We start from the raw sequence: 19,354 nt of genomic DNA, 5'->3' as shown, positions 1-19,354 counted from the left end.
CGCGGTGGCTGCCAAGCACCCCCGTGGCCGCCGGGCCACAACGAGGGAAATATTAACCATATATTGACGGCGCCACGGGGCAGCCATTTTGTTGATGGATCAAAGGGATGGTAGTGAGAGAGTAAGCCGGTGGTAGAGGTGGTTGGCCGACCTTGGGGATCCCCTGATCGGGGATTGGTTGGGCAGCCGGACTTCCGGCCTGCATTGGGGCGCTGGTGGGGATTCGTGCGGTAGCGCATGGGGTCAATCGATAGGTATATCTTCCGCACGACGCTGGCGTCGTTTGCGCTGGTCCTGGTCAGCCTCACCGGCGTGATCTGGATTACGCAGGCGTTGCGCGGCATCGACCTGATGACGAGCCAGGGTCAGACCATCCTGACCTTCCTCGGCATCACCAGCCTCGTCGTGCCGGCACTGGTCCTGATCATCTCGCCGATCGCGCTGATGATCGCGATCTCGCACACGCTGAACAAGCTCGCGACCGATTCCGAGATCATCGTGATGAATGCCGCCGGCTTCTCGCCGTTCCGGCTGTTCTATCCGTTCTTCTACGCCACCTGTGTCGTGGCGCTGCTGGTCGCCTTCATCGCGGCCTATCTCGCCCCCGACGGCATGCGGCGGATCAAGCAGTGGGACGCCGAGATCACCGCCGACGTGCTCACCAACATCCTCCAGCCCGGCCGCTTCGCCCAGCTCGACAAGAACCTGACGATCCGGATCCGCGAACGCCAGCCCGGTGGCATCCTCGCCGGGATCTTCATCGACGATCGCCGCGATCCCAACGAGCGCGTCTCGATCGTCGCCGAGCATGGCGAGGTCGTGAAGAACGACAACGGCTCGTTCCTGGTGCTCAAGGACGGCAATCTGCAGCGCTTCGAGGCCGGCAAGCGCGATCCCGCGCTGGTGGCGTTCGGCCGCTACGGCTTCGACATGTCGAAATTCTCGGGCCAGGGTCACGACGTCACCCTCGGCATCCGCGAGCGCTATCTCTGGGAGCTGTTCTCCCCGTCCGAGGACGATCCGGTCTACAAGCAGATTCCCGGCCAGTTCCGCTCGGCTCTGCACGACAGCCTGCTGGCGCCGATCTATCCCTTCGCCTTTGCCGTGCTGACCTTCGCCTTCCTCGGCGCGCCGCGCACCACGCGCCAAAGCCGCAACTTCTCGATCGGCGGCTCGGTGATCGCCGTGTTCGGCCTGCGCATGGCAGGATTCGCCTGCTCGGTGATGGCGGTGAAATCGCCTGGCCCGGTGCTGTTCCAGTACGCGATGGTCCTTGGCGCCATCGGCGTCGGGCTGTGGTTGATCATCGGCGGCATCGTGGTCGAGCCGCCGCCCCGCCTCATGGAGGCCATCAACAGGTCGAACGCGCGCATCGCGCGGCTGTTCAGACGGCCGGCCGCCGCATGAGCATGCTCACCAACACACTCGGGCGCTATTTCGCCGGACGCTTCGTCGTCGCGGCGCTCGGCGTGTTCGCGGGCATCTTCCTGCTGCTGGTGCTGGTCGACTACATCGAGATGGTGCGCAAGACCTCAGGGCTCGCATCCGCCTCCGCGATCATGGTGGCCGAGACCTCGCTGTTCCGGGTCCCGCAATTGCTCGAGAAGCTGACGCCGTTCTGCATGCTGATCGGCGCCATGACCTGCTATCTCGCCCTCTCCCGCCGGCTCGAGCTCGTGGTCGCGCGCGCCGCCGGAATCTCCGCGTGGCAATTCATCTCGCCGGCTCTCGGCAGCGCGCTCCTGATCGGGGTGATCGCCACCGTCGCCTACAATCCGATGTCGGCGAACCTGCGCGAGCTGTCCAAGCGCATGGAAGCCGAGCTGTTCGGCTCGGCCCCCGGCGGCGGCGTCCAGGACGCCTCCGGCTTCTGGCTCAACCAGGTCACCAATGACGGCCAGGTCATCATCAACGCGGCGCGCAGCGAACAGCAGGGCGTCCGGTTGACTGGCCTGACCCTGTTCCGATTCGATACGGACTGGCATTTCAAGGAGCGGATCGAGGCGCGCGAGGCGGCGCTGGAGTCCGGTCACTGGCTGTTCAAATCGGTGCGCCGCTTCTCGCTGGATTCGCCGCCGATCGACCAGGCGACGTTGGAGATTCCGACGACGCTGACCGAAGCCCAGATCCGCAACAGCTTTTCCACACCCGAGACTGTGTCCTTTTGGCAACTACCGAGCTACATCCGCTCCTCGGAGAGCTCGGGCTTCGCGACAGCCGGCTATCGACTCCAGTATCACAAGCTCCTGGCACAGCCGTTTTTGCTGGCCGCCATGGTGATGCTGGCGGCTTCCGTGTCGTTGCGTTTCTTCCGGATGGGCGGCGTGCAGAAGATGGTTTTGAGTGGCGTGGGCGCAGGCTTTCTGCTCTACGTTTTGTCGAAAGTGACTGAAGACTTGAGCAAGGCTGAGTTGATGCATCCGATCGCTGCGGCGTGGTTGCCCGCGGTGGTGGGCGGCCTCACCGGCTTTTTGGCCTTGTTGTATCAGGAGGACGGTTAGTGACTGCCGTCCATCGAGGGCTCGTGTCTCGTTTGACGCAGCGTACTGTGGTGCGCGCGAACGGATACGGCTTGTCCATTCGCAGGCTCCTGCTGGCTGTCGCCGCCGTGGCGTCGCTCGGCGGGCTGATGGACGTTGCGGCCGTGACGCCGGCCTCCGCTCAGAGCTTCACCTACAATCCGCTGCCGCCGCGTGCGAAGCCGCCGAAGGTCGCCAACGACAACCAGATGCTGGTTCAGGCGACCGAGGTCGACTACGACTACAACAATTCGCGCGTCTCCGCGGTCGGTAACGTCCAGCTGTTCTACAACGGCACCAGCGTCGAGGCCGACAAGGTCATCTACGACCAGAAGACCAAGCGGCTGCATGCCGAAGGCAACGTCCGCATGACGGATGCCGACGGCAAGATCACCTATGCCGAGATCCTGGATCTCTCCGACGACTACCGCGACGGTTTCGTCGATTCGCTGCGCGTGGACACCGCCGACCAGACCCGCATGGCCGCGAGCCGCGCCGACCGCTCCAGCGGCAACTACACGGTGTTCGAGAACGGCGTCTACACGGCCTGCGCGCCGTGTAAGGACGATCCGAAGAAGCCGCCGCTGTGGCAGGTCAAGGGTGCGCGCATCATCCACGACCAGCAGGAGAAGATGCTGTATTTCGAGACGGCACAGCTCGAATTCTTCGGCGTGCCGATCGCCTACATGCCCTATTTCTCGACGCCCGACCCGACCGTGAAGCGCAAGACCGGCTTCCTGATGCCGGGCTTCACGTCGAACACGCCGTTCGGCTACGGCGTCGAAGTTCCGTTCTACTGGGCGATCGCGCCCGATATGGACATGACCTTCAGCCCGCGCATCACCTCCAGGCAGGGCGTGCTGTTCCAGGCCGAGTACCGCCAGCGCCTGATGGACGGCGCCTACCAGATCCGAGTCTACGGCATCGACCAACTCGACCCCGGCGCACTCGCCGGCCAGCCCGGCGACCGCCAGTTCCGCGGCGCCGTCGACACCAAGGGTCAGTTCGCGCTGAACGACAAGTGGGTCTGGGGCTGGGACGGCGTCGTCATGTCCGACTACTACTTCTTCTCGGACTACCGCTTGTCGCAATACCGCGATCCGCTGGGCTCGTTCCTGTATCTGCCGACCGACGCCTTGTCGCAGCTCTATCTGACCGGCGTCGGCAATCGCAGCTTCTTCGATGCGCGCACGATGTACTGGCTGAGCTACTCGGGCAACCAGAGCCAGGTGCCGATCGTCTATCCCGTGATCGACTATTCGAACGTGCTCAACTATCCGGTGTTCGGCGGCGAGTTCAGCTACAAGACCAACTTCACCAACCTGTCGCGTGACACGGCGGTGTTCGATCCGATCACCACGCTCGCCAATACCGCCAGCCTGTGCACGACGACGTCGGCCGATCCGCTCGCGCGCACGCCGTCGCAGTGCTTGCTGCGCGGCGTCCCCGGCACCTACACCCGCCTCACGGCGGAAGCGCAGTGGCGCAAGTCCTACACCGACCCGTTCGGCGAGATCTGGACACCGTTCGCCAGCCTCCGCGCCGACGCGATCAACGCCTCGATCTCCAACCAGCCGGGCGTGTCGAACTACCTGCCGGTCGGCGACACCCAGGCGTTCCGCCTGATGCCGACCGTCGGCCTCGAATACCGCTATCCCTTCATCAACGTTCAGCCCTGGGGCTCGACCACCATCGAGCCGATCGCGCAGGTCATCATCCGGCCGAACGAGCCCTATGCCGGCAAGTTCCCGAACGAGGACGCCCAGAGCATGGTGTTCGACACCTCGAACCTGTTCAGCGTCGACAAGTTCTCCGGTTACGACCGCGTCGAGGGCGGCGGCCGCGCCAATGTCGGTGTGCAGTCCACCACGCAGTTCGACAAGGGCGGCGCCGTCAAGGTGCTGTTCGGCCAGTCCTACCAGCTGTTCGGCCTGAACTCCTACACGGTCCAGGACACCATCAACACCGGCCTTGATTCCGGCCTCGACAAGCCGCGCTCGGATTACGTGGCGAGCGCCAGCTACTCACCCAACAGCACCTACACGTTCAGCGTCCGCTCCCGCATGGACGAGCAGACCTGGAACGTGCAGCGCTTCGAGGCGGAAGGCCGCGCCAACTTCAATCGCTGGTCGGTCAGCATGATGTACGGCAATTACGCCGAGCAGCCGGAGCTCGGCTATCTGACGCGGCGCGAGGGCATCCTGACCTCGGGCTCGATCAAGGTCGCGGCCAATTGGGTGGTGACCGGCTCGGCGCGCTGGGACCTCGAGGCCAACAAGATCAACCAGTATGTGCTCGGAGCGGGCTATGTCGACGATTGCTTCGTGCTCGGCGTGAACTATGTAACTTCGTATAGTTACTCTGCGGGCACGGCGCCGCCCGTACTGAACCACGCGTTCATGTTCCAGATCGGCCTGCGCACGCTGGCGACCTCGACGGGGTCCAGCTCGTCCGCCGGCTACCAATGAACCGTCTGAAATGACGGCCGGGCTCTCCCGAGAGCGAGCTCATCCCGGCTGACATGCGAGCGATAATCATGACGACCCAATTGCCTGTTTTTCGCCTCCTCCTCGCCATCGGTGCCGGGTTGATCCTAACCGGCCTACCCGCGCCGTCGCGCGCGCAGAACATCGTCGTGATGGTCAACGGCGACCCGATCACCGATTTCGACATCGAGCAGCGCTCCAAGCTCGACCAGCTGACGACCCAGAAGACCCCGAGCCGGCAGGAGGTCATCAACGAGCTGATCGACGACAAGGTGAAGCTCAAGGAAGGCAAGAAATACGGCGTCGACCCCGGCATCTCCGACATCAACCAGTCCTACGAGGGCATGGCGCAGCGCATGCGCATCACGCCGGATCAGCTCACCAAGTCGCTCGAGGTCAAGGGCGTCCGCCCCGAGACGCTGAAGGGCCGCATGAAGGCCGAGATGGTCTGGACCAGCCTCGTACGCGGCCGCTTCAAGGAGAAGCTGATGGTCGGCGAGCGCGACGTCGCGCAGGCCGTGCAGGCCCAGACCGGCGACAAGCTCCAGATCGAGGGCACCGAGTACAAGATGCAGCCGATCGTGCTGATCGTGCCGCGCGGCTCGTCCCCGGCGTTCCTGGAGACGCGGCAGAAGGAAGCCGAGACCTATCGCTCGCGTGTCGGAAGCTGCGAGGAAGCCAATTCGCTGTTCCGCTCAACGCCGAACGCCACCATCCGCGACACCGTCACCAAGACCACCGCGGAACTGCCCGACGCGCTTCGCAAGGTGCTCGACGACACCCAGATCGGCCACCTGACCGCGCCGGAGGTCACCAAGGCGGGCATCGAGATGGTCGTGCTGTGCTCGCGCAAGCCGACCATGATCGACACGCCGAAAAAGCGCGAGGTCCGCGAGAAGATGTATTCGGAGAAATACGAGAAGACCCAGAAGGCCTATCTCGATGATCTCCGGAAAGCGGCGATGATCGAATATCGCAACCGCTGATGGCCAACTTCGCCTTAGAACCTTCCATCAAGCCTTCGAAGCCCCTCGCCCTGACCCTGGGAGAGCCCGCCGGCATCGGCCCCGACATCACGATCGCAGCCTGGCTCAGACGCCGCGAACTGAACCTGCCCGCCTTCTATCTGCTCGGCGACGAGGCCTTCGTCGCTCGCCGCGCCAAGGCCCTCGGCGCCGATATCCGGATTGCCTCGGTAAGCGCCGGCGAGGCCGCAGCCGCGTTCACCGAGGCCCTGCCCGTGGTCGCAACGGGCGAGAGTGCAACAGCCGAGCCCGGCAAGCCCGATGAAGCGAGCGCGCCGGCCGCGCTCGCTTCGATCCGGCAAGCGGTCGCCGACGTCCGTGAAGGCCGCGCCGGCGCCGTCGTCACCAACCCGATCGCCAAGAGCGTGCTCTACCGCTCAGGCTTCCGCCATCCCGGCCACACCGAATACCTCGCCGAGCTCGCCGCAAAGAACGGCCGCGTGCCGCAGCCGGTGATGATGCTGTGGTCGCCGCGGCTCGCCGTGGTGCCCGTGACCATCCACGTCTCCTTGCGCGATGCGCTGGCCCAGCTCACCAGCGAGCTCATTGTCTCGACCGTGCGCATCGTCGCGACCGAGCTGAAATCCCGCTTCGGCATCGAAAGGCCGCGCATCGCGATCTCCGGCCTCAACCCGCATGCCGGAGAGGACGGCTCGCTCGGCCACGAGGAGCAGACCGTGATTGCACCAGCGCTCAAAGCGTTGCGTAGCGACGGCATCGAGGCGAAGGGACCGCTCCCTGCCGACACTATGTTCCACGAGGCCGCACGCAGCACCTATGACTGCGCCGTCTGCATGTACCACGACCAGGCGCTGATCCCGATCAAGACGGTCGCCTTCTACGACGCGGTCAATGTCACGCTCGGCCTGCCCTTCATTCGCACCTCGCCCGATCACGGCACCGCCTTCGACATCGCCGGCACGGCCAAGGCCAATCCGGCAAGCCTGATCGCCGCGCTCAAGCTCGCAAGCCGCATGGCGGCTGCGCAAAGCTGATGAGCGCGATCGACGACCTCCCGCCGCTTCGCGAGGTCATTCGCCAGCACGCACTGTCGGCACGCAAATCGCTGGGGCAGAACTTCCTGCTCGACCTCAATCTCACCGCGCGCATCGCGCGTGCCGCCGCGCCGCTCGAGGACTCCACGATCGTCGAGATCGGTCCCGGCCCGGGCGGGTTGACGCGCGCGTTGCTCGCGCTCGGCGCCAAACGCGTCATCGCCATCGAGCATGACGAGCGCGCGATCCCTGCGTTGGAGGACATTTCCGCGCACTATCCCGGCCGGCTCGAGATCGTGCATGGCGATGCCATGACCTTCGACCCGCGTCCGCTGCTCAATGGCGAAAGAGCAAAGATCGTCGCGAACCTGCCTTACAACATCGCGACCCAGCTCCTGATCGGCTGGCTCACGACCGACCCCTGGCCGCCCTGGTACGACATGATGGTCCTGATGTTCCAGCGCGAGGTCGGTGAGCGCATCGTGGCGCGCGAGGACGAGGAGGCCTATGGCCGCCTCGGCGTGCTCGCCAACTGGCGCTGCGAGACGAAGATCCTGTTCGACATTTCGCCGTCGGCCTTCGTGCCGCCGCCGAAGGTCACCTCCTCCGTCGTGCGGCTGGTGCCGCGCGCAGAGCCCCTGCCTTGCGATCGCAAGCTGCTCGAACAGGTCGCAGCCGCCGCTTTCGGGCAGCGCCGAAAAATGCTGCGACAAAGCCTGAAATCGCTTCAAGCGGATCCCGCTCGCCTTGCCGCCGCCGCAGGTGTCGATGCGACGCGCCGTGCCGAGACCATTCCGATATCAGGCTTTGTTGCCATGGCACGTGAATTGGCGGATATACGAAAGCAAGCTGGATAACAGGAATTTCGGAGGAAGGAATATGGCGTTGATGCGTCGGCAGTCCCTGGTCAAGTTCGATGCGCCCTTGTGCGAGACCATCGTCGACACGCCGAAGCCGAAAGGCCGCGAGGTGCTGGTGCGCATCGAGCGCTGCGGCCTCTGCCATTCCGACCTGCACATCCAGGACGGCTATGCCGATCTCGGCGGCGGCAAGAAGCTCGACACCACGCGCGGCATGACGCTGCCCTTCACGCTCGGCCACGAGATCGCGGGCGTGGTCGACGAAGTCGGCTCGGACGTGCCGGCGAACCTTGTCGGAGCCAAGAAGGCGGTGTTCCCGTGGATCGGCTGCGGCCAGTGCCGCGACTGCGCCAATGGCGACGAGAACCTTTGCGCGAAACAGCGCTTCCTCGGCGTCTCCATCGACGGCGGCTTCGCCACCCACGTGCTGGTGCCCGACGCAAAGTACCTGCTCGACTACGATCCCCTGCCCGTCAACCAGGCCGCGACCCTGATGTGCTCCGGCGTGACCGCCTACGGCGCGCTCAAGCGCCTGGTCGACCGCCCGCGCCAGCGCAATCTGCTGCTGATCGGTCTCGGTGGCGTCGGCATGATGGGCCTGTCGTTCGCGCAGGCGATGTTCAAGCAGCCGATCACGGTGGCCGATCTCTCGCCGGCCGCACGTGAGACCGCGCTGAAGAACGGCGCAGCCGTCGCCTACGATCCGTCCGAGCCCGACGTGATCAAGCGCATCCTGAAGGAAACCGAGGGCGGCTTCGACGAGGTGGTCGATTTCGCCGGCAATGAGAAGTCGATGGCCTTTGCCGTGGCGGTCGCCGCGCGCGGCGGCAAGGTCGTCGTCTCCGGCCTGATGGGCGGCCAGTTCACCCTGCCGATGGTGCAATGGGTCTACAAGCGCCTGACCGTCGAGGGCTTCATGGTCGGCACGCTCGCGGAAGCCCAGGAGCTGATGGCGCTCGCCCGCGCCGGCAAGATCAAGCCGACGCCGATGCGCGAGGAGCCGATGGGCGACGTCCAGAAATGGATCGACGAGTTGCGCGCCGGCAAGGTCGTCGGCCGCATTGTGCTGAAGAACTGACGCGCAGGAAAATCCAGGCAGGCTTGGCGGCGAGATGAGATCTCGCCGCCGCGTTTTCCTCCGCCGAATTAACCCGGAATTGACGCAAGCCCCGGTTCCAAACAGGGGAACCGGCACGTCGCGAACTAAAGTCCTCGCCAGCTTTCTCTTTGGAATTCTGGTGAGGCCATACAGACCATCCGCCGCTTCCTGGCCGATGAAACCGGCGCCACTGCGATCGAGTACGGCCTGATCGCAGCCGGCATCGCGCTCGCGATCATCGCCGTGGTCAACAATCTCGGCTCGTCGTTGAAGTTGAAGTTCGGCTCGATCAGCACCTCGCTGAAGTAGCGAGAATCCAGCCCGCGCGCTGAAGGCACGTCGCCGCGCGGAACGGCTGCGGCCACACGGCGTTGGCAGCGCATGTCCATTCGTTGCACCGTCGAAAGCGCATTCTTCATCGCCTGGAGTTTCCTGGAGCAGAGCGGCGAGCTCGGACCTCCGGACGAGACCGCGAACACCATTCTGGATGCCATCGAAGCGCAGCTCAGGACCGGTGAGCGGCGGCAGTTGATGCTCGCCAACAAGGCGATCGGCGCCTACCGCAAGCAGGTGGCCCAAAGCCGCCTCTTGGCCGAACGCCAGATCCGTCTCGGATAAGAGCCCGCGGCGCCCCACAAGCGCTGGCTCATTTGGAAATTCCGTAGTTCTCCGGATGAGAACAAAGTTCGCAGCGTGTCCTGCGGGCAACGCTGGACGGCGCGACGCCTCGCTGCTGCGAACTTTTCGGTTTCCCGCAAACACTTGTGTTCACTTTGGAACTGTCGGTTCCTGCGCGGAAACGTAGGGTTTTTCCTGGAGACGCCGATTCCCGGCCAACGAAGAGCCCAGAGACAAGAAGAGTGACCGGCCGGCCCAGGAACGATCTGTTGCGAACGCTCAGCGCCCAGGATTTCGAGCTGCTCGCGCCGCACCTGCAATCGGTCGAGGTCGCCGCGAACCACGTTCTGCATCACGCCGGCGACGGCATCTCCGTGGTCCACTTCCCCTGCGGCCCTGCGTTCGTGTCGTTCGCGGTGCCGGTTGAGGATGACCGCGAGGTCGAAAGTCTCCTGGTGGGCCGCGAGGGCGGGGTCGGTCTTTCCGCAGGCCGCAGCCCGTCCCCGGCCTTTTCCCGCGTCGTCGTGAAGGTCGGCGGCACGCTGGTCCGCCTGCCGCTGCGCGCGCTCGAGCAGGCGCAGCAGCGATCGCCCAGCATGCATGAGATCTTTTCGCGCTACGCAGCCTGCCAGTTCGCACAGCTGCTCCAGACAGCGGCCTGCAACGCGGCGCATTCGATCGAACAACGCGCGGCGAAATGGATCATCGCGGCCCGAGAGCATATCGGCAGCGACGAAATCCGCCTCACCCATGAGCAGCTCGCCGGCATGCTCGGCGTCTCCCGCAGCTATGCCAGCCGCGTCATCCAGACGTTCAAGGCCAGGCGCATCCTCGCGACCCGCCGCGGCGCCATCCTGATCCTCGATGCGCCAGCGCTCGAGACAAGCGCCTGCACCTGCAACGGTGCGGTGAAGAAGCACTTTCGCGAAGTGCTGGGACGCGCGGCGGGCTAGAACGATCCACGCAGCCGGAACATATTCGCGTGGCCTGCATTGCCCGACATGGCGCGGTACTTCTTTCATTTCGAGGGCCAGCAACCTCACACCGACACGACCGGTGAAACGCTCCTCGACGACGATGCCGCCTGGCGCGAGGCCGTCCGCCTCTCCCGCGACGTAGAGCATGCGCTGCGCCCCGGCGACAGCTGGACGCTCAGCGTGTTTGACGGAAGCGAGCCTGTCTTCGTGCTTGCAATGGTGACACGGCGGTTTCGCTGACAGCCCTTCCCGTCGCCTCCGCACCGATCACATCAGACCACCAATTGGAACGCCGCGAATGTCCCATGCGTTGGCATCTCGTGAGGCAACGACGGAGTCAAAGCCCATGACGAAGCCGCTGACGAAAACGGTCAAGCCTGTTCCCGCGGAGAACCAGAGCCACAAGGGTCCCGGCAGCACGCCGTCAATTCCGCTCGACACCACCAAGGGCCATCGCGACGACGAGAAGCAGAACATTCGCGAACAGGCCGAGCACGGCAACATCACCCAGAACACCACGAACAGGCGCATGGGATAGTCAGGACCAGGGGGATCGAAGAGAGGAGACACGAACTTGGTCAATATCGGCAAATGGTACGATCCGATATCCGAGCGCTGGATCGCACCACGTGAATCACGATTGGAGGAAAAATCCTCTCATGCACGCGAGAAACACGTCCTTGAGCTGCAGCGAACCATCGAAGTTCAGCGCATCTGGCGCGCACTTGTCGATTGCTGCGCCCGCGACTGATGCTCTTGCGTGCACGCCGCGGCGGAGTAACCGCCGCCGGCCGCGCCGTTGTATCCCCGCATGAACGATCCCGCATCACCCGCAGGGCCCGTCGCAACCGCGATGCGCTATCTGTCGACCATCGTCGGCTGCGCCTGCCTGCTGCTGGCCGCGATCTGCATCGCCATCGCCTGTCAGGTCTTCATCCAGACCGGCGTGTTCGCGCAGTCCTACGCGATGGTGGGGCTGATCGGCACTGCGCTGGGGTGTCTAGCGCTGACGCTGGCGGTCTGGAAGTAAACACCGATCCATCCCTCATCATTCCGGCGTGCGTGGCCCGGGGTGGATGCCCGGGACAAGCCCGGGCATGACGGCCTGTAACGCTCCCATGCGATTGCCCTGCACAGAATGTCGCACCGCTTTTCGCCGGGGCGCCGGGCTGGTAGATTGGCGTCATTGCCTTGAAGAGTTTTCGCTTTGGGGGTTTTCATGCGCGCGAGGATTTTCAATCGCGTCGTGGGGCTGGCGGCGCTGGCCGCAGCCCTGCTTATCGCCGGGGCGGCGCCGGCCTCGGCCGAGAAGCGCATTGCGCTGGTCGTCGGCAACTCCGCCTACAAGAACATCACACCGCTCGACAACCCGTCCAAGGACGCGAGCCTGATGTCGGAGACGCTTGCCGCGCTCGGCTTCACACTGGTCGGCGGGCGCGCCCAGCTCGATCTCGACAAGGGCGCGATGGACATCGCGGTGCAGAGCTTTGGCCGGCAGGTCCAGGGCGCCGACGTCGCGCTGTTCTATTATGCCGGTCACGGCGTGCAGGTCGCCGGCTCCAACTATCTCGTGCCTGTCGGCGCCAATCCGACGCGCGAGGCCGATGTCGATTTCCAGATGACCGACGTCAACCTCGTGCTGCGGCAGATGCAGGGATCGGGCACGCGCCTCAACCTCGTGATCCTCGACGCCTGCCGCAACAACCCGTTTGGCTCGCGCGGCCTGCGATCCTCCGACGGCGGCCTTGCGCAGATGCGCGCGCCGGAGGGCACGCTGATCTCCTACGCGACGCAGCCCGGCAACGTCGCGCAGGACGGCAGCGACGGCCACAGCCCCTACACCAAGGCGCTGGCGGCGACGGTCCGGACCGCGGGCCTCGACGTGTTCCAGACCTTCAACCAGGTCGGCCTCGCCGTGAAGCGCGCCACGTCAGGCGCGCAGCAGCCCTGGGTGTCATCCTCGCCGATCGACGGCACCTTCTATTTCGTACCGCCGACGCAAAGCCCGCCGCCGCAGGTCGCGGCGATGCAACCCGATCCGCTGCCGGCGGATCGGCTGCGCGCCGATCCCGATCGCGTGCCGCTGCGCGATGCCGCACTGCTGAGCGAATTGAGCGAGCGGCTCTACGAGCTCAATTTCGATCCTGACACGCCCGATGGACTGACCCGTGCGATCACCAAGCTCCAGCAGAGGATCTCGATGGCGCCGACGGGCGAGGCAACCGAAGGCCTGCTGCTGCGGATGCGCAAGATGGAGGATCTGAAGCCGTGGGGCTCGATCGTGTACGGGCCCGGCAGCAGCAAATGGGGCATATCGTGGAACCACGCCTCGCGGCGCGCGGCGGTGGCGGATGCGCGCGGCAATTGCGCCGGTGCCAAATGTCCGATCGAGCTCTCCTTCTACGGCAACCGCTGCTGCGCGTTCGCGATATCAGACAAGTCCTGGTCGCTGGTCCAGCGCGACAGCATCCCGCACGCCAGGGATGCCGCGCTTGACGAATGCGGCAAGGCTGGCAAAGCTTGCCGCATTATCGGATCCGTCTGCGCCGACGGCTCCGGCCGCTGATACCTTTTTCATTTCGGATTGTTTCCTCATGCCCAATGCCGTTGTCCGTACGATCACCCTTGCGTCCCTCCTCAACCTCGCCCTCGCCTCGTCGTCCGCCTTCGCGCAGTCTGGCAGCGCCGGCGGCTCAATCGGCAACGACGAAAAGTCGTTGTCCGGCTCGCGCCAGGATACTTCTTCAGGCCGCTCGGCCGAACCGGCGGCGCCCTCACGCCGGAGCAAGCCGGCGACCGAGGAACGCTCGTCGCCTCGGCGAAGCGGAGGTGGCGGTGGAGGTGGCGGCGGTGGTTTCGACGGTGCCTGGGCGGTCGTCAGCATTGGTTGCGGCGGCAGCACGAGCGGCGCTGTCGTCGTGAGCTCGGGCAAAATCATCGGCGAAGGCGTTCGCGGAACCGTCAGCCCGGGCGGCTCGGTCAGCACGTTCGGCCAGGGCCAGGGCGTGACCTTTACCAGCACGGGCCGGCTCGCGGGCCGCAGTGGTTCCGGAACGTGGCGACGCTCCGACGGCTGCGGCGGAACCTGGAGTTCGGCGAAGCAATAGCCCTCGAAAACGCCTGAATTCGCGGCGGAACGAACGCCGCGCAGGCCCGATTCAAGCCACATCCTCTCCGGATTTGCGGCTCATTGCCACCCAAGTCTTTGATGACAAAGGGAAGGTAAAGAGTTGCGTTATGCGTAATCGGGAGACCAGGATGGGCAACCGCACCGCGAAGTTCATATCTGCGCTTGTCGGCAGCATCATCGCCGGCGCACCACTGGCCGCCGTGTCGCAGAATGCGCCGGAGGCAACGAGCTCGGCAAATGCCGCCAGCGACTGCCTCGCCTCGCCAAAGGGCGTCGCGCCGCAGGGGCAGCATTGGTACTATCGCCTGGAGCGCGGGAGCAAGCGGCAATGCTGGTATCTGCGCGCCGAAGGCAGCAAGGACAGCGCCAAGGCCGTGCAGACCGCGCAGGCTGCGCCCGATGCACCGACGGCAGATTCAGCAGCGCCGCAGCAGCAGCACCCAGTGCAGGACGCACGCGCCGAATATCTGACGCCGCAGGGCAATACCGCGCCGACGCCGCCGAATGCGCCCGCACCAGCGAAACCGGCGCCGATGCAACAAGCTGCCACTCCCTCCGCCGACAGCAACGCGCAGCAGCCCCCGGTCGCCACGCGCTGGCCCGATGCCTCCGCCGCGGCTCCGTCGCCCGCACCGCAGGCTGCGCCCGCTCCTGTCGCCTCGCCCGCACCGCCGAGCGCGAAGCCGTCAAAATCCCCCGCCCCGGTCGCGCTTGCCGCGGCAGATGCCACCACCGATAAAGCGACCGGCTCGCTCCAGACGCTGCTGCTCGTGATCGGTGGCGCGCTGGCGCTCGCCGGCCTCCTCGCCAGCATCATCTATCGCTTCGCAGGCGGACGACGCGTCCGCGTCCAGGATCGTCGCGTCAATTGGGACAATCGGGAGCCGCACGACGACGGCCGCGCACCCTGGCTCGAGGCGATGCCGACTGCCGCGCCGCGCGCGCAGCAGCCGCGCCCGGTGGATTTCGATGCCGCCCGTCCCCAGGCGGCCGCGCGTCCCCAAGCTGCCCAGCGCGAAGCCGCGCAGCCCAAGGCCGCGCAGCTCAAGGCGATCGATCACGCGATCGATGCCGTCGATCAGCGGGCGCCCCAAGCCCGCAACGAGGTCGCAGAGCTCGACGAGGCCAACATGTTCAACGGAGAGTTCGAGATCGAGGCATCGGCCCCCCGGCTCGCGGCCAACGACATCAATGACAAGGGGGCGGCCGATCGCGATGACGACGTGCAGATCGAGGACGCCGTCGACGTCGACGTGATCACGGCGATGCTGGAACGGCTGGCGCAGGAAGGACCGCGCCTCGCGAAGCCTAACCTTGAAGCTGGCCTTGCAAACCTCGTACGAAACCAACGAGGCCAGTCCGCCGCTCGCGCTTGAGGCGCTCGGCCTTCAGGATCGACTGCACTTCGGCAAACGCCTCGTCGACCGCGTGGTTGATGACGATGTAGTCGTACTCGGCCCAGTGGCTCATCTCGTGGCTGGCGCGGCTCATGCGCTTGCGGATCACCTCGTCGGAATCCTGCGCGCGCGAATGCAGCCGCTTCTCGAGATCGGCGGCCGAGGGCGGTAAAATGAACACGCTAACGACGTCCGCGCGCGCCTTCTCGCGGAGCTGCTGCGTGCCCTGCCAATCGATGTCGAACAGCACGTCCTGCCCGGCCGACAGCGCCGCCTCGACCGGCGCACGCGGCGTGCCGTAGCTGTTGTCGAACACCGTCGCCCATTCCAGCAACTCGTCGCCCTTCACCATCGCGCCGAACCTGGCCTTGTCGACGAACAGGTAGTCGCGGCCGTCGACCTCGCCCGGCCGCATCGCCCGCGTGGTCGCGGAGACCGACATCCGCAGGCCGGGCATGCGGTCGATCAGCAGACGCGACAGCGTCGTCTTGCCCGCGCCCGACGGCGAGGACAGCACGAACATCAATCCACGCCGCTCGACACCGTCAGTTCCGTGACCGCCCGTCGTCATCGATCACTCCAGATTCTGGACCTGTTCGCGGAATTGCTCGACCACGTTCTTCATGGCCAGGCCCGTATTGGTCAGCTCGATGTCGTTCGACTTCGAGCAGCAGGTGTTGACCTCGCGGTGAAACTCCTGCGCCAGGAAGTCGAGCTTGCGGCCGATTGGGCCGCCCTTGCCAATCAGCTCGCGCGCCTGCGCGATGTGCGAGGCGATGCGGTCGAGCTCCTCGCGGATGTCGGCCCTGGTGGCGATCAGGATCGCCTCCTGCATCAGGCGGTCGGAATCGAACCGGTCGGAGGTGTCGAGCAGGGTCGCGATCTGCTCGGCGAGCCTCGCCTTGATCGCCTCGGGCTTGCGGCCCGGCGCAGCTTCCGCCTTCCTCGCCAGCACTTCGACCTCGTCGACCCGCTGGGTCAGGATCTGCCCGAGCGACGTGCCCTCGCGCTTGCGCATCTCGACGAGATCGGCGAGCGCCTTGTCGAAGGCCTCCGCGGCGGCGGCACGCGCGGCCTTGTCCTCCTCCTCGTCACCCTCGGGCTCGGCAACCTCGACGACGCCCTTGATGGCGAGCAGGCCGTCGACGCTCGGCGCGACCGCATCGACCTTGCCGGCGATCATCGCGGCCGCCTTCAGGACGGCATTGAGCACGTCCTCGTTGACGCGGACGGAAGCTGCGGCGTTGGCGCGCTTGACGTTGAGATTGGCGTAGACGGTCCCGCGCGACAAAAGCTCGCCGGCGCGCTTCTTGGCGTGGGCCTCAAGCTCGTCGAACCCCTGCGGCAACCGCACCCTGAGGTCAAAGCCCTTGGCGTTGACCGACTTCAATTCCCATTCGAACGTATACGGCCCGCTAGCGCCGTGGCTTCGGGCAAAGCCGGTCATGGACGACAGCGCCATCAGGTCAATTTCTCCGGAAACTCAGGATTCGCGAGGCCCATCAGGCCACGCGAATCTTAAGACTATTTTGCGGGAAAGTGGAATCCGCAAAGTCCCGCAGGCAGATCTGCGCGAACCTAGCGCTGGACCACCGGCGGCGACGGCTGCACCGCGCCCTGGCGGGCGGGCGCGGGATTGGCGGGGCGAGCGGCTGGCGGCTTTTTCTGCTGATTGGGCCGCGCCGGCGTGGTCGCGGTCGGCGGATCCGCGGCCGCGCCGGGCGCGGCGGCCGCCGGCGGCTGCGCATCCTCGGCCGGCTCGACCGTGTCGTTCTGGATCTGCTTCTCCATCGCGCGGAGCTTGGCGACGTTCTTCTGGTGCGCGTCGTAGGTTTCGGTGAAGGCATGCCCGCCGGTGCCGTCGGCGACGAAATAGAGGTCGCGGGTGCGGGCCGGGTTGGCGGTGGCTTCCAGCGAGGCGCGGCCGGGGTTGGAGATCGGGCCGGGCGGCAGTCCCTCGATCACATAGGTGTTGTAGGGCGAAGGCTGCGTGATCTCGCTGCGCTTGATCGGACGGCCGAGCGTACCCTTGCCGCCGACCAGGCCGTAGATGATGGTCGGATCGGACTGCAGCTTGATTTTCTGCTTGAGCCGGTTGGCGAATACGGCAGCGACACGGCTGCGCTCGTCCGGCTTGCCGGTCTCCTTCTCGACGATCGAGGCCAGCGTCACCAGTTGCTCCGGCGATTTCACCGGAATGTCCTGGCTGCGGCGCTCCCAGATCTCGGCCAGCACGCGCTTGTGCGCCTGTTGCATGCGCTGGATCACCTGATCGCGCGGGGTCCCGCGCGGGAACTTGTAGGTCTCTGGCAGCAGCGTGCCTTCACGCGGCAACTCGCGGACGCTGCCGGTGAAGATGTCGTTGTCGGACAGCCGCGCCACGATCTGCTCGGAGGTCAGGCCTTCCGGGATCGTGACGGAATGCTGCACCACCTTGCCCTCGACGATGGTGGCGATGACGTCGCGCAAGGAGGCGTTCTTCTGGAACGAATACTCACCCGGCTTCAGGTCCGAGCTCGCCTTCAGCGCGGCGACGCTGGCGATGAACACCCACGGATTGACGTCGGCCACGCCTTCCCGGTTCAACGTCTCGGCGATGTCGCGCTTACCGGCCCGCTGCGGGATGTTGACGATCTTGTCTTCCTTCAGCGGCCCCGGCGCCTCGAGCAATTGCCGGCCGTAATAGTAGACGCCGCCGGCGCCGAGCATGGCGATCAGCAGAAGGGTGATGATGGCGTTGCCGACGATCACGAAGGGATTGCGCGCCCGGTCCGATCGCCTCGGCGGCGGCGGAACCTGCTCGGGCTCCAGCGCTGCCCGCGGACTCCGGGGCGAAATGGGCGGCCTTTCACTCATCGAAGCAACCTGAATCCTGCCGGTTCAATCGCGGCCAGACAATCGCTTGTCGAGCCAATGCACGCGCCCACGGGGTATGACTATCGCTGAATACGGCAAAACGGTGGATTCGTTTCAAACGCAAACTAATGAACCAGGCGGCGGAAGATCACCGACGCGTTGGTACCGCCAAAACCAAAAGAATTCGACAACGCGACGTTGACCTCGCGCTGCTTCGCAATGTGCGGCACGAGATCGATCGCAGTCTCCACCGACGGATTGTCCAGATTGATGGTCGGCGGCACGACATTATCGCGAATCGCGAGAATGGCGAAGATCGCCTCGATCGCGCCGGCGGCACCAAGGAGATGGCCGGTCGAGGATTTGGTCGAGGACATCGCGACCTTGGAAGCGGCGTTGCCGAGCAGCCGCTCGACCGCACCGAGCTCGATCTCGTCGCCGAGCGGTGTCGAGGTGCCGTGGGCGTTGATGTAGTCGAGATCGGATGCCGTGAGGCCGGCGCGCTTGAGCGCTGCCGCCATGCTGCGGAAGCCGCCATCGCCATCGGGCGACGGCGAGGTGATGTGATAGGCATCGCCCGAAAGACCGTAGCCGATCACCTCGGCGTAGATCTTGGCGCTGCGACGCTGAGCGTGCTCGAGTTCTTCCAGGACGAGGACGCCGGCGCCCTCGCCCATCACGAAGCCGTCGCGGTCCTTGTCGTAGGGGCGCGATGCCTTCTCGGGCGTTTCGTTGAAGCCGGTCGAGAGCGCGCGCGCGGCATTGAAGCCGGCAATGCCGATCCGGCTGATCGGCGACTCGGCGCCGCCGGCAACCATGACGTCGGCATCGCCCAGCGCAATCAGACGGGCGGCGTCGCCGACCGCATGTGCACCGGTCGAACAGGCCGTGACCACCGAATGGTTGGGCCCCTTCAGGCCGTGCGCGATCGAGACGTAGCCGGAGGCAAGATTGATGAGGCGGCCCGGAATGAAGAACGGCGACACCCGGCGCGGTCCGCGCTCCTTCAGGAGGATCGCGGTTTCGGCAATGCCGGTGAGGCCGCCGATGCCGGAACCGATCATGGTGCCGGTCGCACACTTGTCCTCTTCGGTCTCGGGATGCCAGTTGGCATCATCGAGCGCCTGGCCGGCTGCGGCCATGCCGAAGATGATGAAGTCGTCGACCTTGCGCTGGTCCTTCGGCTCCATCCAGGTATCGGGATTGAAAGTATCGTTCGTGCCGTCGCCGCGCACGACGGTGCAGGCGTATTTGGTCTGAAGATCGGAGACATCGAAGCTCTCGATCCTGCGTGCGCCGCTTTCGCCGTTGAGGATGCGTTTCCAGGTCGGTTCGACGCCGCAGCCGAGCGGCGACACCATGCCGAGACCAGTGACGACAACCCGCCTCATA

21 protein-coding genes are annotated in these 19,354 nt (G+C 65.4%); 17 read left to right on the top strand and 4 right to left on the bottom strand.

The features are described from left to right. Positions 1 to 237: 237 nt before the first annotated feature. From lptF to CT676_RS21105, 17 genes are all read left to right on the top strand, one after another. The gene (lptF, locus tag CT676_RS21180; RefSeq protein WP_135215292.1) at positions 238 to 1,407 is read left to right on the top strand and encodes an LPS export ABC transporter permease LptF; all 1,170 of its coding nucleotides are present in this window, start codon (positions 238 to 240) and stop codon (positions 1,405 to 1,407) included. After that, positions 1,404 to 2,501, top strand: coding sequence for an LPS export ABC transporter permease LptG (gene lptG, locus CT676_RS21175; protein ID WP_028147749.1), 1,098 nt, complete (start codon positions 1,404 to 1,406; stop codon positions 2,499 to 2,501). The genes lptF and lptG overlap by 4 nt, the downstream gene beginning before the upstream one ends. Further along, positions 2,501 to 4,987 carry an LPS-assembly protein LptD gene (locus CT676_RS21170; protein ID WP_166352767.1) on the top strand — a complete coding sequence of 829 codons (2,487 nt, stop codon included), beginning with the start codon at positions 2,501 to 2,503 and terminating at the stop codon, positions 4,985 to 4,987. Before lptG ends, CT676_RS21170 begins: the two co-directional genes overlap by 1 nt. Before the next feature lie 68 nt (positions 4,988 to 5,055). Continuing rightward, the gene (locus CT676_RS21165) at positions 5,056 to 5,991 is read left to right on the top strand and encodes a SurA N-terminal domain-containing protein (protein WP_071914642.1); all 936 of its coding nucleotides are present in this window, start codon (positions 5,056 to 5,058) and stop codon (positions 5,989 to 5,991) included. Then, positions 5,991 to 7,025 (top strand): 4-hydroxythreonine-4-phosphate dehydrogenase PdxA, encoded by a 1,035-nt coding sequence (gene pdxA, locus CT676_RS21160; RefSeq protein WP_135215289.1) that lies wholly within the window; start codon positions 5,991 to 5,993, stop codon positions 7,023 to 7,025. Before CT676_RS21165 ends, pdxA begins: the two co-directional genes overlap by 1 nt. Next, complete coding sequence (gene rsmA, locus CT676_RS21155) at positions 7,025 to 7,882, top strand: 16S rRNA (adenine(1518)-N(6)/adenine(1519)-N(6))-dimethyltransferase RsmA (RefSeq protein ID WP_135215288.1); 858 nt, start codon at positions 7,025 to 7,027, stop codon at positions 7,880 to 7,882. Before pdxA ends, rsmA begins: the two co-directional genes overlap by 1 nt. A gap of 22 nt (positions 7,883 to 7,904) precedes the next feature. Continuing rightward, positions 7,905 to 8,963 carry an alcohol dehydrogenase gene (locus CT676_RS21150; protein WP_135215287.1) on the top strand — a complete coding sequence of 353 codons (1,059 nt, stop codon included), beginning with the start codon at positions 7,905 to 7,907 and terminating at the stop codon, positions 8,961 to 8,963. Positions 8,964 to 9,131: 168 nt separating this feature from the next. Then, positions 9,132 to 9,293 carry a Flp family type IVb pilin gene (locus tag CT676_RS21145; protein WP_028147743.1) on the top strand — a complete coding sequence of 54 codons (162 nt, stop codon included), beginning with the start codon at positions 9,132 to 9,134 and terminating at the stop codon, positions 9,291 to 9,293. A gap of 72 nt (positions 9,294 to 9,365) precedes the next feature. Next, complete coding sequence (locus CT676_RS21140; RefSeq protein WP_028157550.1) at positions 9,366 to 9,602, top strand: hypothetical protein; 237 nt, start codon at positions 9,366 to 9,368, stop codon at positions 9,600 to 9,602. Between the two features lie 242 nt (positions 9,603 to 9,844). Next, a complete protein-coding gene (locus CT676_RS21135) occupies positions 9,845 to 10,555 on the top strand; it encodes a Crp/Fnr family transcriptional regulator (RefSeq protein WP_071914649.1) in 711 nt (236 codons plus the stop codon). A gap of 48 nt (positions 10,556 to 10,603) precedes the next feature. Beyond that, entirely contained in the window at positions 10,604 to 10,819 is a 216-nt protein-coding gene (locus tag CT676_RS21130; RefSeq protein WP_063983687.1) for a hypothetical protein, read from the top strand. A gap of 106 nt (positions 10,820 to 10,925) precedes the next feature. Then, a complete protein-coding gene (locus CT676_RS21125) occupies positions 10,926 to 11,117 on the top strand; it encodes a hypothetical protein (protein WP_063983688.1) in 192 nt (63 codons plus the stop codon). Positions 11,118 to 11,153: 36 nt separating this feature from the next. Further along, positions 11,154 to 11,330 carry a hypothetical protein gene (locus CT676_RS44130; RefSeq protein WP_167768105.1) on the top strand — a complete coding sequence of 59 codons (177 nt, stop codon included), beginning with the start codon at positions 11,154 to 11,156 and terminating at the stop codon, positions 11,328 to 11,330. Between the two features lie 60 nt (positions 11,331 to 11,390). After that, positions 11,391 to 11,609: a hypothetical protein gene (locus CT676_RS21120; protein ID WP_071914651.1), complete on the top strand. Its 219-nt coding sequence runs from the start codon at positions 11,391 to 11,393 to the stop codon at positions 11,607 to 11,609. Positions 11,610 to 11,798: 189 nt separating this feature from the next. After that, complete coding sequence (locus tag CT676_RS21115) at positions 11,799 to 13,145, top strand: caspase family protein (RefSeq protein WP_135215286.1); 1,347 nt, start codon at positions 11,799 to 11,801, stop codon at positions 13,143 to 13,145. Between the two features lie 28 nt (positions 13,146 to 13,173). Further along, complete coding sequence (locus CT676_RS21110) at positions 13,174 to 13,686, top strand: hypothetical protein (protein WP_071914655.1); 513 nt, start codon at positions 13,174 to 13,176, stop codon at positions 13,684 to 13,686. 151 nt (positions 13,687 to 13,837) lie between these two features. Beyond that, on the top strand, positions 13,838 to 15,085 hold the full coding sequence (locus tag CT676_RS21105; RefSeq protein ID WP_135215285.1) for a hypothetical protein: 1,248 nt from the start codon (positions 13,838 to 13,840) through the stop codon (positions 15,083 to 15,085). Here CT676_RS21105 and gmk read toward each other — a convergent pair. From gmk to fabF, 4 genes are all read right to left on the bottom strand, one after another. Then, complete coding sequence (gmk, locus tag CT676_RS21100; protein ID WP_063983694.1) at positions 15,018 to 15,677, bottom strand: guanylate kinase; 660 nt, start codon at positions 15,675 to 15,677, stop codon at positions 15,018 to 15,020. The genes CT676_RS21105 and gmk overlap by 68 nt on opposite strands. Before the next feature lie 3 nt (positions 15,678 to 15,680). Next, positions 15,681 to 16,568 carry a YicC/YloC family endoribonuclease gene (locus CT676_RS21095; protein WP_063983695.1) on the bottom strand — a complete coding sequence of 296 codons (888 nt, stop codon included), beginning with the start codon at positions 16,566 to 16,568 and terminating at the stop codon, positions 15,681 to 15,683. Positions 16,569 to 16,684: 116 nt separating this feature from the next. After that, on the bottom strand, positions 16,685 to 17,962 hold the full coding sequence (gene mltG, locus CT676_RS21090) for an endolytic transglycosylase MltG (protein WP_135215284.1): 1,278 nt from the start codon (positions 17,960 to 17,962) through the stop codon (positions 16,685 to 16,687). 125 nt (positions 17,963 to 18,087) lie between these two features. Further along, entirely contained in the window at positions 18,088 to 19,353 is a 1,266-nt protein-coding gene (gene fabF, locus CT676_RS21085; protein ID WP_135215283.1) for a beta-ketoacyl-ACP synthase II, read from the bottom strand. Between the last annotated feature and the right edge of the window lies 1 nt (position 19,354).

Source organism: Bradyrhizobium sp. MOS001 (assembly GCF_004634465.1).
Lineage (GTDB): Bacteria > Pseudomonadota > Alphaproteobacteria > Rhizobiales > Xanthobacteraceae > Bradyrhizobium > Bradyrhizobium barranii.
This window is presented reverse-complemented; position numbering and strand designations above follow the sequence as displayed.

Excerpts from the sequence above, each read along its gene's own strand:
- CT676_RS21095 (WP_063983695.1), bottom strand. The coding sequence starts at position 16,568 with ATGGCGCTGTCGTCCATGACCGGCTTTGCCCGAAGCCACGGCGCTAGC.
- CT676_RS21140 (WP_028157550.1), top strand. The coding sequence starts at position 9,366 with ATGTCCATTCGTTGCACCGTCGAAAGCGCATTCTTCATCGCCTGGAGT.
- lptF (WP_135215292.1), top strand. The coding sequence starts at position 238 with ATGGGGTCAATCGATAGGTATATCTTCCGCACGACGCTGGCGTCGTTT.
- CT676_RS21130 (WP_063983687.1), top strand. The coding sequence starts at position 10,604 with ATGGCGCGGTACTTCTTTCATTTCGAGGGCCAGCAACCTCACACCGAC.
- CT676_RS21125 (WP_063983688.1), top strand. The coding sequence starts at position 10,926 with ATGACGAAGCCGCTGACGAAAACGGTCAAGCCTGTTCCCGCGGAGAAC.
- mltG (WP_135215284.1), bottom strand. The coding sequence starts at position 17,962 with ATGAGTGAAAGGCCGCCCATTTCGCCCCGGAGTCCGCGGGCAGCGCTG.
- CT676_RS21105 (WP_135215285.1), top strand. The coding sequence starts at position 13,838 with ATGGGCAACCGCACCGCGAAGTTCATATCTGCGCTTGTCGGCAGCATC.
- pdxA (WP_135215289.1), top strand. The coding sequence starts at position 5,991 with ATGGCCAACTTCGCCTTAGAACCTTCCATCAAGCCTTCGAAGCCCCTC.
- CT676_RS21120 (WP_071914651.1), top strand. The coding sequence starts at position 11,391 with ATGAACGATCCCGCATCACCCGCAGGGCCCGTCGCAACCGCGATGCGC.
- lptG (WP_028147749.1), top strand. The coding sequence starts at position 1,404 with ATGAGCATGCTCACCAACACACTCGGGCGCTATTTCGCCGGACGCTTC.
- CT676_RS21150 (WP_135215287.1), top strand. The coding sequence starts at position 7,905 with ATGGCGTTGATGCGTCGGCAGTCCCTGGTCAAGTTCGATGCGCCCTTG.
- CT676_RS21110 (WP_071914655.1), top strand. The coding sequence starts at position 13,174 with ATGCCCAATGCCGTTGTCCGTACGATCACCCTTGCGTCCCTCCTCAAC.
- fabF (WP_135215283.1), bottom strand. The coding sequence starts at position 19,353 with ATGAGGCGGGTTGTCGTCACTGGTCTCGGCATGGTGTCGCCGCTCGGC.
- gmk (WP_063983694.1), bottom strand. The coding sequence starts at position 15,677 with ATGACGACGGGCGGTCACGGAACTGACGGTGTCGAGCGGCGTGGATTG.
- rsmA (WP_135215288.1), top strand. The coding sequence starts at position 7,025 with ATGAGCGCGATCGACGACCTCCCGCCGCTTCGCGAGGTCATTCGCCAG.
- CT676_RS21165 (WP_071914642.1), top strand. The coding sequence starts at position 5,056 with ATGACGACCCAATTGCCTGTTTTTCGCCTCCTCCTCGCCATCGGTGCC.
- CT676_RS21115 (WP_135215286.1), top strand. The coding sequence starts at position 11,799 with ATGCGCGCGAGGATTTTCAATCGCGTCGTGGGGCTGGCGGCGCTGGCC.